Raw genomic sequence first — 16,044 nt, 5'->3', positions numbered from 1 at the left:
GGCAATCATTAGCTTTGTTTACAGCTTACATTGCAACGCTTGAGTTGAACCGAAAATACGAGGGAGGTAACGCAGCCATTTTGAGTTGGGGAATCTTTTTAGAAAATTATCGGGTACCTTGTTGTTTAGTCAAAATTATAAGGGGGAGTAATAGTGAGGAACAAATTTCATAAACTGTTAAGTATGTTTCTAGTTATGCTTATTGTGATCAATCAATTTGGGAACATAACGGTTCTAGCTGAGTCTTTAGCAGAACAGCCAGAGCGTTCGCTGACGATCGAAGTTGATCAAGAGGAGGCTGCTTTGGGTGAGCAGTTCCAGTTGCGAGTCAGAGGAACACCAGACCTGCTAAATGCATTGGTCATTGATAAGAGTGAGGATTTGATTGAAGGGGAAGTGAAGCAACTCAATGATTACGAACGTCTGATTACTTATTCTTCCCAGCATTCAGGTAAATACGAATTGACCGCAAGAAGCGGTGATATTCAATCAAATACGGTCTCAATAGAAATCAGTGTACCAGAAGAAAGCACAAGTGAGTCTTTTAATGTACCAGAAGAAAGCTTAAGTGAATCTTTTAATGAAGCGAGATTATCTGAGCCATCTATAACGCAGGAATCTCAGATTGAAAGACAAGAGGAGCTCTTGAATTATGACATCGGCATCTCTGCTGAGCGCCCCACTTTGCCGAGCAGGCATACACAAACGTTAAAGGGATACATTCAAGGAGGCGCTGGCGATATTCTTGAAAAATATGGGGAGATGGTCGTACGAGTTCCTAGAGCATCGATTGGCTTAATTGAGTTCATTAGAGTGGAGGTCGCTGATGATTCACCTTTAAAGCCACTGGCATTTTACCAAGAAGGCACAGACGTTGTTTTTCCATTTACCTTTGATTATGAAGGATTAAATGAAGCCGCTCAGTCGTATACATTCAGTATCACGTTTGAAGTTGCTTTCTTTCAATCAGGCGGTACTGAGCCAAATAATGACTTTCAAGTGAGTCTTACTTATGCTGAGCGAGCAGCAAACACGGAATTTTCAATTACGCCTATTCCTTCATCAAGACCCATTTTTTCGAAATTATACTATGGCTCTAGAGAAATCGACAGCCAAGGAAATCTTGGGAATCTGCTGATTGACGGGCAAGACGTGACCAACAGTAATAAATTTATTTTGCAGGTAAATTATGAAGGATCACGAAAAGACGGTGTAGTGGTTACCGATGTACTACCGCAAGGAACAACTTTGGCACCGAATCCGACTACATGGAGTTCCACTGGAAATAGAGAACCTATTTCAGGTGGGGTTCGGATCGCAGAAGTAACGAATCCAGGTGAAGCAAACGTTAGAACTCATTATGTTTCCGAGGAATTTGTGGACAAAGTATCTTTTAATAAGGAAACGAATACACTTGTTGTGGACTTTGGTAATCTAGCAGAGGGTCAATCGTATTTTATTGAATATGCTCTTGAAGTGACCGATGTCGACTTGTTCAATGAAGGAAGACAAGAGGATGGGTTTTCTCGGAATCGAGCGAGTATGACCTACAATAATCAGGTAATGAGCCGAGACTACCGCTTGAGAATCCCTGAAAGTAATCTTCCGGCAATCTCTTTAAGAAAAAGTGTGGACAAAAATGTTATCAATCTCAATGAAAATGAACTAACGTATACTCTGCATGTCTCGATGTTTTCTGGAACAAGCAATACACTCGTTATTGAAGATGTTTTGGAAGAAGGCATGGAATTTGTGTCATTTCTATCAGATATTCCCTCTTTCATTGATGCCGAAGTCAATAATGGAATAGTTCGTTTCAGTGCGAATAATACGATTGGTGGTCCGACAAGTTTTACCCTCTCTTTTAAGGTCAATGTAGAGGCGTATGCGGTCGGCGATCAAATTTTAAACTTTGCAACGCTTGTGAATAGTGACAATCGATTGAATACGAGTACTGTAAGAACAAGGAAAATCGATGGGCGTATTAAAGTAATTAAAACTGATGAGAATGGCCAAAGGCTGGCAGGAGCAAAATTTGAAATTTTATCAAGCGATTCACAAGTGATACAAGAAGGTATAACGGCAGAAAACGGAGAATTTTTAAGTGAACCGCTTCCTGTAGGCAGCGGTGAGGTCCTGCAAGGAGCTGTTTTTGAGTTACAGAACTGAGAAGGAGAAACACTACAAACCGGTTTAACTACAGGAGAAGATGGAAAACTGGCGATAGATGGCTTAGCACCAGGAGCATATCAGCTGGTAGAAACTCAAGCGCCAACGGGGTATGAATTGGATGCGACACCAGTAACTTTCAAGATCGAAAAAGAACAAGAAGCGGCGATCTTTTTAACAAAAGAGAATAGAAAAGTTGCTGATAGCTCAGATATAAGAGGAAACAATCCAACAAGCAGTGGAAATAAGCATCTTCCAAAAACTGGAGAAACCATCATTAGCCAGTTTATATTGTCAATATTGGGTGTGCTACTTGTTTTCATCAGTATAAAATTTAGAAAGAAACGAAATATATGAGCTAAAATAAAAAATTGAATAAGCATAGTTTTTAAAATCAACTAGTCCCATCAATTGAATGGAAACTACCGATTTTAGAAGGGGTATACAAACAAATATTAGTATCGGAGTAGAGAAGGTTGAACCCAACCAGTAAATAAGTAAAGACAATTTTGTGCTGCGTTGAGAAGTGAAAAATAAACCTTTGTAGTAATACTAGTTAATAAAAAATATACAAAAACACTGCGAAAATCATTCTTGAGTTTCGCAGTGTTTTTTGCCTAATGACTCAAGTTTATTGGGTAATACTTTGATTTTCTTTCTACAAATAATCAGCGATCAGTTGTAATTTTTTCTCTAGTTTTAATGGCTCTTTGTCAATAAGGAGAAAAACAAGTCGGGTCTTTTGTCTCGGAAAGCTTCAACCAACTCGTGAATAAAGGTTACGCTTCCTTGAAAGGCGTGGAAAAACCAAGTAATCGATCAATCACCAATTTCGCATTTGGTAGAACATGTTTGGTGAGCTGAAAGTAGGTGGCGTTCATGTCTGTAACTAAGAATTCTATTTCTTTAGGATTAGTGCAGCTAAGGAAATAGTTTGTTAATCGAGGAATTTTTTGTGTAGGTAAATTTTCTCGATTAATTTTACTGTCTCGCCATCCGTGGAAATAAAACTCAGTTTATCCTCAACGGAAACGTGAGAACGAAATTCACAACCCTCAACACTCAAGACAGAATTCTTTTGGAAGACTTTGGTAAATAGCTTCTCAACTCTTTCAATGTGCGAATAACGGTTGTCAAAGATACCTAACAACTTTTCGAAATAAAAAATAGCGACACTTTTTCAGTCAGTAAAGAAGTGATTTTATGTCTGACATGATTTGAAATCGAGTGCCTTGGACGGATAAAATAACTTTGAGCGGTCCAATGGCTTCGACAGTTTTTACAGGTATAGCGCTGCTTTTTTAGGCGTATAACCATTGGCATATGATTATATTATTCAAAGTGGACAATGGTTTCCTTCTTCTTGTTTTTCACCACCATTAATTTCCTATTTCCATCTACCACAGCAGAACCACAATTTCTACAGACACATGGAGCAGGGAAGAGAACTGCAGCAACGATCAATGTTTTTTTCTTCTGTAAGGTTTCGTAAGAGACCTCTGTAATCATCAAATTTTTGTCTATTGATCTCAGAATTTTTTTGATAGAACCATTCATAAAGCATATCGTTCTCTCAGTTGTTTATTTTGTGGTGATTTAATCATACAAGAAAACGATATGTTTTTTTATAAAAACATGAATAGGAAAAATAGTTGACAAGAAAATGACAACGCCATATGATGTTCCATAGTATTTACAACCTGTCATAGATGACTGTAAAAAATAAAAGTAAAAAGAAAGGACGACAACAGGTGGATTTTTATCAGTCTCTACAACTAGATCCGTTTATTTTAAAACAAAAAATACGAGAAGCAGCTTCTAAAAAAGAAAAGTGCATGTATATTTGTTCATTGTTTTTACGATCATTATTCATCGTATTGTTTGCCATTTGTTTTATCATTATAATTACAACATTATTTGAATCGAAGCATAAACCATACGCTGTGGTTTTATTCTGTATGTTGATGAGTATTCGTTTTGTTGACTTTGGTTATAAGATTTCCCATTCGATCATAGGTTTAGCAATCGTCATGTTCTCACTATTAGTAGCACCGTATGTCCAGCTGATCAAATGGTCAGTTATGGGCATATTGATTCATTTTATTTTACTAAGCAGCATATTAATGGCAACCGCTAGTGATCCCAAAATGGGGAATGCTTCTTTGTACGGCTTTTCATATCTCTTTATTGTTTATTCGTTACCTAAAGATTCGTTGAACAAGAATTTCTTTACACAAACAAGTAGCTTATTATTTTTGTTTTTTTGTTGGTTTTCAGTTCTCCTTTACAGAAAACATCGAGAAAAGAACAAAGACAAAAGCTTGTTTAAAGAGATTTTTTTGAAAGGCATGTATTCGCAGGAAAAAATTTGGATGCTCATCTATGCATTTGGCATTAGTCTTTTGATCGTTGCAGGAGAGTATGTCCCTTTTCAGCGATTGATGTGGGCAGGGTTTGCATTTTCTTCTATTGTATCTAGCTATGGATTGATGTCGATTGGTTTCAAAGAACGAGCAGTAGACCGAATCATTGGCTCATTGATTGGATGTGTTTTATTTATTGGTATCAGCCAATTTATTCCTTTTAACTGGGTCGGTATATTAGGTGGTCTAGCTTTAGGTGTTTGTTCTACCTATAGATATAAAACAGTTTTTAATTCTTTTGGTGCTTTGGCAATCACTGCCAGTTTATTCGGGGTTTCAGGAGCAGTAACGATCCGCATTTTTGAGAATATCCTTGGGGCATGTTTAGGAATCATGTATATTGGGGTGACTGAAATACTTATCCGAAAAATAAGAGAAAAACACGGTTTGAATCATTAGATGAGATCGAATAAAAAATAAGGAAAAAGTGAAGATACACATGGATGATAAATTGCTATCATTCCATGTGTATCTTTTTACGGTAAATCAGTGAAACGTTCGACTTTCATTTTTAATTTATACTTTTTACGGAGTTCGTTTATTTGAGCCATCATTTCGGATTTGTGATGCTTTTCGATTGCTTCTTCATCTTTCCAACGGTCGATCAGTAAAAGAGATTCTGGATCTTCTAGTGGAAAGTAATAGTCATATTTCTCGTTTCCTTCTTCTGCACGAATCGCTTTGACAATGTTTCTTTCGACCATTTCTTCTGCAAATTTTCTGGCTTGTCCATTTGTACTTGTATACAAAATATTCACTGTGATACTCACTAAATCCCCTCCTGAAAAAATTCTATCACTAGTATATCACGGTGCCAGAAATTATTATTCAAGATATGATACACATTTTTTCCGCAATGCTACGGAAATATATATTTTGAATAGAAAACGCTTACAAGATATGCTTGGTTTATAAACGCGAATTGTAAAATTAAGTTAGAAAAATAAAAAGGCATTTATGGTACACTCAAATTGTATTTCCGACGAAAGAAAACAAAGGAGTGTAACCCATAAATGACCTACAAACATCTTACCATAGACGAACTGACAATGATAGAATCATATTATCTTCAACATAATAAGCCGGTTGAAATTGCTAACCGAATGGGACGTGCTATACAAACTATTTATAATGTAGTCAATAAGTTCAAGCAAGGCAAGACTGCTCTTGATTATTGGCACCAGTATAAAGAAAATAAGAAAAAATGTGGGAGAAAAGTCATTCAATTACCTGCTCATGAAGTAGATTACATTAAAGAGAAAGTCACTCTTGGTTGGACGCCTGACGTCATTATCGGGCGAAAAGAAAGGCCTGTTTCATGCGGTATGAGAACACTTTATCGTTTATTTTCTAAAGGAATATTTGATATTGACACACTAACGATGAAAGGTAAAAGAAAACCCAATGGCCATCAGGAAAAACGGGGAAAACAACAGTATCAGCGCTCAATCCATGATCGACCTGATAATTATCCTGATTTCAATTCTGAGTTTGGTCACCTTGAAGGTGATACGATCGTTGGCATTCATCATAAAAGTGCCGTCATTACTTTAGTTGAAAGATTATCTAAAGTCATTATCACGATTAAACCCAACGGCCGTAAGGCATTAGATATTGAAACTGCCCTTAATCAATGGTTTTCTCGCTTCCCTAAAAACTTCTTTAAATCTATTACGTTTGACTGTGGAAAAGAATTTTCTAACTGGAAAGCCATTAGTAACCAACATGATATTGATATATATTTTGCGGACCCTGGAACACCTTCTCAACGCCCATTAAACGAGAATTCTAACGGGATTCTGCGTCGTAATGGACTGCCGAAATCAATGGATTTTAGAGAAGTGAATCAGACATTTATTTCCAGTGTCAGCAATCAACGTAATCATATTCCAAGAAAATCATTGAATTACAGAACACCAATCGAAATATTTTTGAGCTATGTACAAGAAGCATTTTATTCTAGCTTAATTTGACAAATCATAAAAAATAAAAGGAGTGATTGATTTATGAAAAAAGCATTGATTATTTGTGCGGCAGGAATGTCATCCTCGATGATGGCCTCAAAGACAACGGATTTCTTTAAGCAAAAAGGAGAAGAGGTACTCGTAGATGCAGTTTCAGCTACAGAAGGCGATAATATGATTAAGAATAGTGATTTTGATTTATTTCTGATCAGCCCGCAAACGACGATGTTTTTGGATAAATTCAAAAAATTAGGAGAATCTGTTGGAAAGCCTGTTGTTAATATCCCTTTCCAAGCGTATGTCCCAATCCCTACAGGCATCCAGAAGTTAGCAGAGGTGATCGAAGAGAACATATGATGGAATAGGAGTGTATGATAATGAAACAGAAGGAAAAATTGCTGTTGAGATATTTGATTGATCACAAGAAGGAGTATGTCACCAGTCAATGTTTAGCTTCTGAATTGTTATTATCTGATCGGACAATCCGTAATTACTTGCAGCGGATCAAAGAGTTAGTAGAAAAAAACGGAGGTAAGATCATTGCTAAACCAGGTTATGGCTACCAACTGCATATTTTACAAAGACTGACATTTGACTTGTTTTTGAGTCGGCAAGAAATAGTACCTGGATATGCTAGAGAACCTCAAGGATTTTATGAGTCCGAAGATCGACAAAAGTATATATTGAACCAATTGCTTTTGGAAGATGCCATTCTTTTTATGGATGATTTGGCAGAAGAGCTTTATATCAGTCGTTCCAGTTTGACAAAGGACATGCAAGAAATCAAGGAGCGATTGATTCCATATTCACTAAAAATCGTTTCTAAGCATGGTCAAGGGACATGGATCGAAGGGGAAGAAAGAAATCGACGGCATTTTATCATGGATACTTTTTTTGGAAACCATTATGGAAATTCATTGAAAGAATATTTAGGACAAAGCCGTTTTTTCCCAGACATCAGTTTTGAAGAGCTAGTCATTATCATTCTCGATGAAACAAGAGAAGCTAAGTTAAAAGTTTCGGATTTTATCATACAGAATCTGACTTTACACTTGGCTTTGGGGATCGAACGGCTCCGAGAAGGGTTTGAAATCAAGGAATTAGGCATCGAACAAGAAGTTTATAAGCGAGTAGAGTATCAAGTGGCGCAGCGGATCGTTCAACGTATTGAGGTAATCGCAGGTGTATCGTTTCCCGAAGAAGAAATTGCTTATTTGACATTACATCTCATGGCTAAGTCGAATCACAAAGAAAATCAAAATGATCAGGAACTATCAAAGGAATTAGCGAAAGTTCTGAAAAGATTGTCTCAGGAATTTCATTTTTCATTAGTAGAGGATCTCCAGCTTTTCAATGGACTACTCGATCATTTGTCACTGATGATGATTCGATTGAGCCGAGGTATTCGCATTGAGAACCCATTGACTGAGGAGATAAAGAAAGAAAATCCCAAAGTCTTTGACGCAGTAAAAAGGCATTTCAGCAACATGCCGGCTTTGAAAAACTATACCATCAATGAAGATGAATGGGCCTATTTGGCTTTGCATCTCATGGCGGCATTGGAAAAAGAAAGAGCTGCGCATAAACTACATGCATTGATTATCTGTGCAACGGGTTACGGCAGTGCCCAACTATTAAAGAATCGCGTAGTCAGTGAATTCGGTAAAAATATTACAGTGGTAAGTGTAAAAGGCTATTATGAGATCAATGAAACAACTTTAAAAGGAATCGACCTGATTATTTCTTCTATTGATCTTTCGACAATGTTTTTCAAAATTCCAGTTTTACATGTCAGTATTTTTTTGAATGAAGATGATGTTCGTAAAATACGAAAGGTAGTTGGAGAATCTATACCCTATCATTCCTCAGATAGACCGATACCAGCATTTTCTCTACAGCAAAAAAAGCAGATTTACACCGAACAGTTGTCTGAAAAATTTTTCAAGACTTATACGTACGAACCGAAAAAGGAAGAAATTCTTCATGATTTGCTGCAAAAGCTGAGCATAAATGAAGAAGAAGGATATATAAGAGAAATGCGAAAGCAGATCCAGCAACGTGAAAATATGGGACAAATCATATTCAGTGATACAGTGGCAGTCCCACATCCCGCTGTTCCAGTTGGAATCGAAACAAAGGTAGCCGTTGCATTGATTCCTTCTGGGATGCAGTGGGATCAATATCAAGAAATTCATTTTGTTTTTTTAGTTTCGCCTTCTTATATCGAAAATGAAGGAATTACGGTCGTGACTAAAGCAATCGTTAGGTTAGTTGACCAGCTAAAAGTACAGCAGGAAATCTTAGCTGAACCTATTTTTGAGAATTTCAGCAGTAAATTTATCAAACTGATCGAATAAGGAGGAAAAACAGATGGCTGAAAAAATAAACAGTGAAACACTACAAGTGACTTCTTTTGATATCATTTTCCATAGCGGAAATGCACGGACACTGATACATGAAGCATTTCGCTCGATGCGTAAAGAGATGTTTGAAGAAGTAGAAGAGAAGTTGCGACAAGCAAATGAAGAGATTCTTCATGCGCATCAGTCACAAACTCAACTTCTGAAAGAATATGCCAGCGGGACAAAAATAGAAATGGAAATTATCATGGTCCATGCACAAGATCATCTGATGACGACGATGACATTATTGGAAGTTGCACAGGAAATGAATTATTTGTATCAAAAAAATAAATAGAAAGGAAGGATCATTGTGCAGGATACAGTAAAAAGGAAAATCGAATTAGAAAAAAAGCAACTTAGTTTGAAAAACATGTATTTCAATCGTTATCTAATCGTACGTTACCTGACTGCCTTTTTCTTTTTCATGAACATGCAATGGATGATTCTGCTTCTATCAGCTAAAAGTTTAGGAAGTAGTTTACCGATGATTCTGATTTTAGCTATTTTGCCTGCAGTAGGAGAACAAGTAAAGCTTTATCGAAAACACCAAACGAACGTTCCATGGACAAAGTGGTATTTTTTGTTCCAGAGTGTCTTTAATTTATTATTGATTCCAGTGTTGTTTACCTCAGGATTTACATTCTTGTATCCTTTTATGGCAAATAACAATGGAGGACAGTTATTTGTTTTCATTCTTGTTGTAAGCGGTATTTTTACCAGTGTATTTATACAGTATCGTTTAAAGAAAATTTCACTCAACCAAGACCAACAGTATATCCGTATTAAACAATATGAAAAAACGTTATATTTAGGAAAGGAGAATAACTAATGTTTGATTTTTTGCAGAAATACCTGATGGGACCTATGGGGAAAATTGCGCAACTTAAAATCGTTCGGGCTGTCATGGCAGCGGGGATGGCTTCTATTCCTTTCACGATTGTAGGCTCGATGTTTTTGGTTTTAAATATTTTGCCATTACCGTTCCCATTTTTAGAAGGATTTTTTAATGCAACTTTTTTCAAAGTTAGTGACTTGTACATGATCGTCAATACAATGACGATGGGGATTTTATCTATTTACTTTGCCGTTGTGTTTGCTTATGAATTAACGTCAATTGAACGAGATGAACAAAAATTAAATGTTAATCCGCTCACGGGGGCATTACTATCTGTTTTTGCATTCTTTATGTGTATCCCTGAATTGATCATGACTGATGGTAAAATCAGCTTGATTGCTTCTATCAATGAGACAGAAACTGTAGTAAATGGTATTAGGATGGGCTCTTTTGTCGAACGTTTAGGAACTTCAGGAATCTTTACAGCTATTATTATGTCGATTATTGCGGTCGAATTGTATTGTATGTGTGTCAAGAGAAATTGGGTCATAAAAATGCCAGATGTTGTTCCGCCAGGAGTTTCTCGTTCTTTCACTGCTCTGATCCCAACATTTGTCATTGCGTTTGTGGTGATGATCATCAATGGATTATTAGTTGCACTAGGAACGGATATCTTCAAAATGATTGCTATCCCATTTGGGTTTGTTACGCAGTTGACGAATACATGGCTTGGTGTCATGGTGATTTATTTCTTGATCCATGCATTGTGGATCGTAGGGATCCATGGAGCGAATATCATCACTTCTTTCTTGACCCCGATCGTATTAGCTAATATGGCAGCTAACGCACAAGGCGCAAATTATCCGTTGGCAGGAGAATTCAACAATTCTTATGTAACCGTTGGTGGATCAGGTGCGACTTTAGGATTGATCATCTTTATTGCATTCCTCGCGAAATCTGATCAGCTGAAAGTGTTAGGAAAAGCCTCACTTGTACCAGGATTATTCAACATCAATGAACCAATCATTTTCGGGATGCCAATCGTCTACAATCCCTATTTAGCGGTTCCGTTTTTCTTAGCTCCGATGGCTTCTGCTACACTCGCTTATTTTGCCATTCGGCTGGAAATCGTCAAACCGATGCTGGCACAGATGCCGTGGCCTTCACCAGTCGGGATCGGAGCATTTGTTGGTAGTGGTGGTGATTGGAAAGCGGCTGTGTTAGCAGTCATTTGTGCAATCATCGCATTCATTATCTGGTTCCCATTTATCAAATTCTATGATAATAAATTATTAAATGAAGAAAGAGAAAAGGCAGCAGAATTAGCTAGTGAAAAGTTAAAATGATTTCTAAGAAAAAAGGAACTGTGACAAAAAATCACAGTCCCTTTTTTTCTTAGAAATGGGAAACCACTAGTATATAAATACCATTATTCTTCAATCAACCGCTTCACGATTGCATAATCCCCTTCATAAGGTTCATCTACACCATTGATTTTTTGATAGGGATCCACGCCTTTTCCCGCAATAACGACTGAATCTTGCGGAGCGCTTTCTGCTAAAGCGCGTCGAATCGCTTCAGGACGATCCATTTCATAATGAACGATCAAATCTGGATTAGTAATTGCTTCATTGATTTCTTCCGCGATTTTTTTCGGATCTTCAAATGCTGGGTCATCTGCCGTCAAAAAGGCGATGTCAGCTGTTTCTGATAGCACTTTTCCAAAATCATGTCGACGGGAGATTGCTTTGTTTCCTGGGCTGCCTAATACAACAATTACACGGCCATCTGGATGTTCATTTTTGGCAAATTCCAGCAATGTTTTCAAGCTTAGATAATTATGTGCATAGTCCACATAGACATGCGCTCCATTGGATTGGATCAATTGATCCATTCGGCCTGGTACACGAGCTTCTTTTAATCCGTCTTGTGCATCTTGACTGGAGGCACCTGTTAGTGCTGCGGCAATGATCGCACTGGCTGCATTTTCTTGGTTGAATCCTCCAGCCAGCAAAATATCATAAGCAGTATCGCAGATAGCTAAGCGATCTTCATGAGAAGATAAAGTAAAACCGTGAGTACCTTTATCTGAACGGATCACTTGATAATTGCTTTCTTCCAAACGACCATAAGTGATCGTTGGAATCTGGAATAGATCGGCTGTTTCCCTAAGTAAATCAAAATAGTCACTTTCATGATTTAAAACAACTGTTTTTGAATTCAAGATCAATTGTCGCTTGCAATAGAAATAGTCATCAAATGTCGGATGTTCGATCGGACTGATATGGTCAGGCGAGATATTCAAGAAGATTCCGACATCTAAAGTCAAGCCGTATACGCGTTGTGTTTTGTAAGCTTGTGAAGAAACTTCCATCACTAGATGAGTCATACCATTTTCAACTGCTTCTGACATCATACGATATAAATCTAATGACTCAGGCGTTGTCAAATGGGATTTGAAATATGTTTTGCCATTTAACGTTGTATTCATAGTAGAAAGCAATGCTGTTTTTTTATTTGTTGTGTGATCCAAGATTGCTTTTGTAAAGTACGCAGCAGTTGTTTTACCTTTTGTTCCAGTGAATCCGATCACTTTCAATTTATTTTGCGGATAGTCGTAAAAAGCCATAGCAAGAAGCGCCATTGCTTTACGGATATCCGTTACGATGATTCCTACTGCTGAATTTTCGTATGGTTGTTCTGATACATAATATTGAATACCCTGTTCGATTGCTGAATCCAAATATTCTTCTTTGAAATTCATTCCTTTACAGAAAAACAAAGTAGAAGCATCAGCTTTTCTTGAATCATAACTTAACTGAAGAAATTCAGCTTTTTCTGGTACATCAAGATGCCAGCCTCTTGTTGAAACAAATTCTTTTAATAGATTTTCTTTTAATAGTAAATGACGGATGTCTTCTAAAGAGAAGCTCATTGATTGATCCCTCGCTTCATTCAATTTCTTGGTTTATTATAGCACACTCTTTTTAATATATCGTTTGTTTCCGCTATGACAAAATCCAGCTTTATTCAAATTTTCTTGACACAGGGGACAAGCGGATGAGTATTTTCATAAACAATGAACTGACTGTAATAGATAGGAGAACGAATAGTGTCTCCAACAATCCAAAAACATAATAATTCAAAAAGACGATAAGACTATTGGTAAGTAAAAGTCCTTGCGGTATTGGAAGTCGAAAAAATTTGTGGAAAATAATCGGCGGTATCGTTATACCGCCATTTGAGGCCCCGACTGTGTACAATGTGTAAACCCCAAGACTGAACAAAAGACTTCCTGAAATCAGTGAAAAGAAATGTGAGGAGATCATTTCCACTTTTGGAACAATCTCTAAAACAACAGGAAAAAGCAGACTTCCCGCTACAGTCTTAAAAAATACTGATTTTCCTAATAGGACAGCGGCTAGAAGCAGCATCATAAGATTGATGCTCCAAACAGTAACTGAGCGTTGGATAGAAAAGGCCGTTTCAACTAAATGTCCGATGGCGCCCACTCCGGCGGAAGCTATATCGTGAGGGAGCAAGAACCAATTCAATCCAACTGTGATAAAGAAAAGACCTAAAAATATAACGGGTAGTTTTTTTATTTCTTGTGTCATTGATATCTCCTATAAATGTTAGCCATAAAAGGCTGTATATTTCTTTACTTTACCAAAAAAACGAAACCGAATTCAAAAAAACGATTGTTCTTATAAAAGTTATATAAAATCGATTGCCAGTTTCTGTTTTACCAATTAAAATGATAGTAATGTTTTGTAGAAAGTTGGAATCTGACCGATGGATAATCAAAGAAAACCAGCATTAGATCAATTAACACCGCAAGAAAAAATGGCACGAGGCTCTGCTTGGATGACCGCCAGTAATATCATTTCAAGATTGCTAGGCGCTGTCTATATCATTCCCTGGTATGCTTGGATGGGCGAAAATGCTAAGGCTGCCAATGGATTATTCAATATGGGATACAATATATATGCATTGTTTCTACTGATCTCTACAGCAGGAATACCTGCTGCGATTGCAAAACAAACTGCACACTATAATTCATTGAATGAATATGGCACTTCACGACGATTATTTATCCGTGCATTACAGATGATGGGCGGGTTAGGCCTATTGTTTGCTTTGTTCATGTACATCGCCTCTCCTTGGCTAGCTCATGCTTCTGGTGGCGGAGAAGAACTGATTCCAACGATGCGTTCTTTGAGTATCGCTGTATTGGTTTTTCCTTTTATGAGTGTGATACGAGGGTATTTTCAAGGCAATCAAGAGATGATGCCTTATGCGCTGTCGCAGATTGTAGAACAGGTGGCACGTATTTTTTATATGCTATTGGCTACATTCATCATCATGAAAGTCATGGATGGTGACTATGTGACGGCGGTCACGCAATCAACTTTCGCGGCATTTATCGGTATGCTAGCAAGTATTCTTGTCCTTTTGTATTTTTTGAAGAAACATCAAGCGTATACATCGGCGTTTATTCACTACAGCGAAAACAAAGTAAATATTGCAACGAAGGAATTGTTGTTAGATACCGTTAAAGAAGCGATTCCGTTTATTATTGTGGGTTCAGGGGTAACGATCTTCAAATTAGTCGATCAGTTCACTTTTATGAAGATCATGTCTGCATCCACCGAGTATTCCAATGCACAGTTACTGGATCTTTTTTCGATTTTTAGTGCCAATCCAGATAAGTTGACGATGGTAGTTATCGCATTGGCAACATCGATCGCGTCTACTGGGTTACCGTTGATTACAGAAGCTGTTACGTTGAAAGATCGAGTAGGTCTGGCAAAATTGACAAGCGGAAATTTACAGTTGTTTTCATTTTTTATGTTTCCGGCGACATTTGGTGTTATGTTACTTGCCTATCCGCTAAATACATTATTTTATACACCGGATTCTCTAGGAAGTAATGTACTGATCCAAGCAAGTTTTGTAGGACTCTTCCTAGGACTATATATGCTAGTTTCCAACATGCTGCAAGGAATGTTTGAAAACAAGGCGGCAATTAATTATTTGGTTATTGGGTTTCTAGTGAAACTCCTTCTTCAATACCCAGCCATTCGTTTATTTGAAGTATACGGCCCTTTATTGGCGACAATGATCGGATTTGCTGTGTCTTGTACCTTGATCTTAAAGAGAATCCATGAAGTAGCCCGCTTTAAACCAAGTTTTGTCTGGCGCAGGACATTGCTGATCTTTATTCTTACCTTGATTATGCTTTTGGCTTCGTGGATCACAAAGATGATTTTTGGTGCTTTTTTAAACGAAGATAGCAAATTCCAGTCTCTATTGTTGATTCTTGTAGTAGCAGGTATAGGGGCTTTAGTGTATGGTTATTTAGCTTTGAAAATCCGCTTGGCAGAAAGACTACTAGGACCAGGAATAGCGCGTTTACGACATAAATTAAAAATAAAATAAGTGAATCAGAAGAGCTAGATTGATGCTCTTTTGAAATGGGGGAAACGCATGCGTTTAGATAAGTTTTTAGCAGATATGGGACTTGGCAGCCGCAAAGAAGTCAAAGGATTGATCAAAAAAGGAACAATCGAAGTCAATGGACAAGTGGTGAAAAGCGATAAAGCGCAAGTAAATGAATTCGAAGATGCGGTTACTTATTTAGGAGAAATCATTACGTATCAAAAAGATTTTTACTACATTTTGCATAAACCTGCAGGAGTCATTTCTGCTACTCAGGATAATCATGATCAAACCGTAATCGATTTATTGGAAGACCAGGATTATCGGGAAGATCTTTTTCCAGTCGGCCGATTAGATAAAGACACAGAGGGCCTCTTGATTTTAACGAATGACGGGGTGTTTGCCCATCAGTTACTATCACCTAAAAAACATGTGGAGAAAGAATATCTAGCTGAGGTTAGCGGTATAATGACAGAAGAAGATATCCGTTTATTTGCAGAAGGACTGATTATTGATGGCGATGAGCAGACATTGCCGGCAAAGCTCCAAATTGATCAAGTAGATCAAGAGACAGAAACTTCAATTATCCGTCTGATTTTGCATGAAGGAAAGTTTCACCAAGTTAAGCGAATGGTCAAAGCAGTAGGAAAAGAAGTCTTATATTTAAAAAGAATCCGTATGGGAAAATTTTGGCTGCCTAAAGATTTGAATAAAGGGCAATATCGACCCATGACCAAAGAAGAGCTAGAACAAGTGAGAGAAAAATAATTGAATGGATAGCTAAAAGAATAAGCAGAGTAGTTGTAGCG

12 protein-coding genes and 2 pseudogenes are annotated in these 16,044 nt (G+C 37.4%); 10 read left to right on the top strand and 4 right to left on the bottom strand.

Going from position 1 to position 16,044, the window contains the following annotated elements; all coding sequences use genetic code 11:
• The first annotated feature begins 153 nt into the window (after positions 1-153).
• Positions 154-2,526: pseudogene (locus RBL01_RS11535) on the top strand (SpaA isopeptide-forming pilin-related protein).
• Positions 2,527-2,877: 351 nt separating this feature from the next.
• On the opposite strand, the pseudogene RBL01_RS11530 reads toward RBL01_RS11535, so the two are convergent.
• A pseudogene (locus RBL01_RS11530) lies at positions 2,878-3,726 on the bottom strand (transposase); the annotation flags it as partial.
• A gap of 152 nt (positions 3,727-3,878) precedes the next feature.
• Between RBL01_RS11530 and RBL01_RS11525 the strand changes: the two are divergent.
• A complete protein-coding gene (locus RBL01_RS11525) occupies positions 3,879-4,991 on the top strand; it encodes an FUSC family protein (protein WP_050397523.1) in 1,113 nt (370 codons plus the stop codon).
• Positions 4,992-5,068: 77 nt separating this feature from the next.
• Here the strand turns inward: RBL01_RS11525 and RBL01_RS11520 are convergent, their stop codons facing one another.
• Positions 5,069-5,362, bottom strand: a complete 294-nt coding sequence (locus tag RBL01_RS11520; protein ID WP_002285944.1) for an antibiotic biosynthesis monooxygenase family protein — start codon at positions 5,360-5,362, stop codon at positions 5,069-5,071.
• Positions 5,363-5,605: 243 nt separating this feature from the next.
• On the opposite strand from RBL01_RS11520, the gene RBL01_RS11515 reads away from it, so the two are divergent.
• The 6 genes from RBL01_RS11515 to celB are packed head-to-tail and all read left to right on the top strand — an operon-like array spanning position 5,606 to position 11,139.
• The gene (locus tag RBL01_RS11515; RefSeq protein ID WP_410779632.1) at positions 5,606-6,565 is read left to right on the top strand and encodes an IS30-like element IS6770 family transposase; all 960 of its coding nucleotides are present in this window, start codon (positions 5,606-5,608) and stop codon (positions 6,563-6,565) included.
• Between the two features lie 33 nt (positions 6,566-6,598).
• The gene (locus tag RBL01_RS11510) at positions 6,599-6,913 is read left to right on the top strand and encodes a PTS cellobiose transporter subunit IIB (protein WP_038809586.1); all 315 of its coding nucleotides are present in this window, start codon (positions 6,599-6,601) and stop codon (positions 6,911-6,913) included.
• Between the two features lie 20 nt (positions 6,914-6,933).
• Positions 6,934-8,913 (top strand): BglG family transcription antiterminator, encoded by a 1,980-nt coding sequence (locus RBL01_RS11505; protein ID WP_307780879.1) that lies wholly within the window; start codon positions 6,934-6,936, stop codon positions 8,911-8,913.
• 13 nt (positions 8,914-8,926) lie between these two features.
• Positions 8,927-9,253: a PTS cellobiose transporter subunit IIA gene (locus RBL01_RS11500; RefSeq protein ID WP_002285954.1), complete on the top strand. Its 327-nt coding sequence runs from the start codon at positions 8,927-8,929 to the stop codon at positions 9,251-9,253.
• Between the two features lie 15 nt (positions 9,254-9,268).
• Positions 9,269-9,787, top strand: coding sequence for a hypothetical protein (locus RBL01_RS11495; RefSeq protein ID WP_002319596.1), 519 nt, complete (start codon positions 9,269-9,271; stop codon positions 9,785-9,787).
• Positions 9,787-11,139 carry a PTS cellobiose transporter subunit IIC gene (gene celB / locus RBL01_RS11490; RefSeq protein WP_002319597.1) on the top strand — a complete coding sequence of 451 codons (1,353 nt, stop codon included), beginning with the start codon at positions 9,787-9,789 and terminating at the stop codon, positions 11,137-11,139. Before RBL01_RS11495 ends, celB begins: the two co-directional genes overlap by 1 nt.
• Positions 11,140-11,222: 83 nt before the next feature.
• Here celB and RBL01_RS11485 read toward each other — a convergent pair whose 3' ends face one another.
• Positions 11,223-12,728, bottom strand: a complete 1,506-nt coding sequence (locus RBL01_RS11485; RefSeq protein ID WP_002319598.1) for a UDP-N-acetylmuramoyl-L-alanyl-D-glutamate--L-lysine ligase — start codon at positions 12,726-12,728, stop codon at positions 11,223-11,225.
• Between the two features lie 91 nt (positions 12,729-12,819).
• On the bottom strand, positions 12,820-13,410 hold the full coding sequence (locus RBL01_RS11480; RefSeq protein WP_002319599.1) for a YitT family protein: 591 nt from the start codon (positions 13,408-13,410) through the stop codon (positions 12,820-12,822).
• A 178-nt stretch (positions 13,411-13,588) separates the two neighbouring features.
• Between RBL01_RS11480 and RBL01_RS11475 the strand changes: the two genes are divergently transcribed.
• Positions 13,589-15,235, top strand: coding sequence for a polysaccharide biosynthesis protein (locus tag RBL01_RS11475; RefSeq protein WP_002319600.1), 1,647 nt, complete (start codon positions 13,589-13,591; stop codon positions 15,233-15,235).
• 48 nt (positions 15,236-15,283) lie between these two features.
• Positions 15,284-16,003, top strand: coding sequence for a pseudouridine synthase (locus RBL01_RS11470; RefSeq protein ID WP_002285969.1), 720 nt, complete (start codon positions 15,284-15,286; stop codon positions 16,001-16,003).
• The last annotated feature ends 41 nt before the right edge of the window (positions 16,004-16,044 follow it).

This window comes from Enterococcus sp. SB12, from assembly GCF_030910025.2.
Classification (GTDB): Bacteria; Bacillota; Bacilli; order Lactobacillales; family Enterococcaceae; genus Enterococcus_B; species Enterococcus_B faecium.
This window is presented reverse-complemented; position numbering and strand designations above follow the sequence as displayed.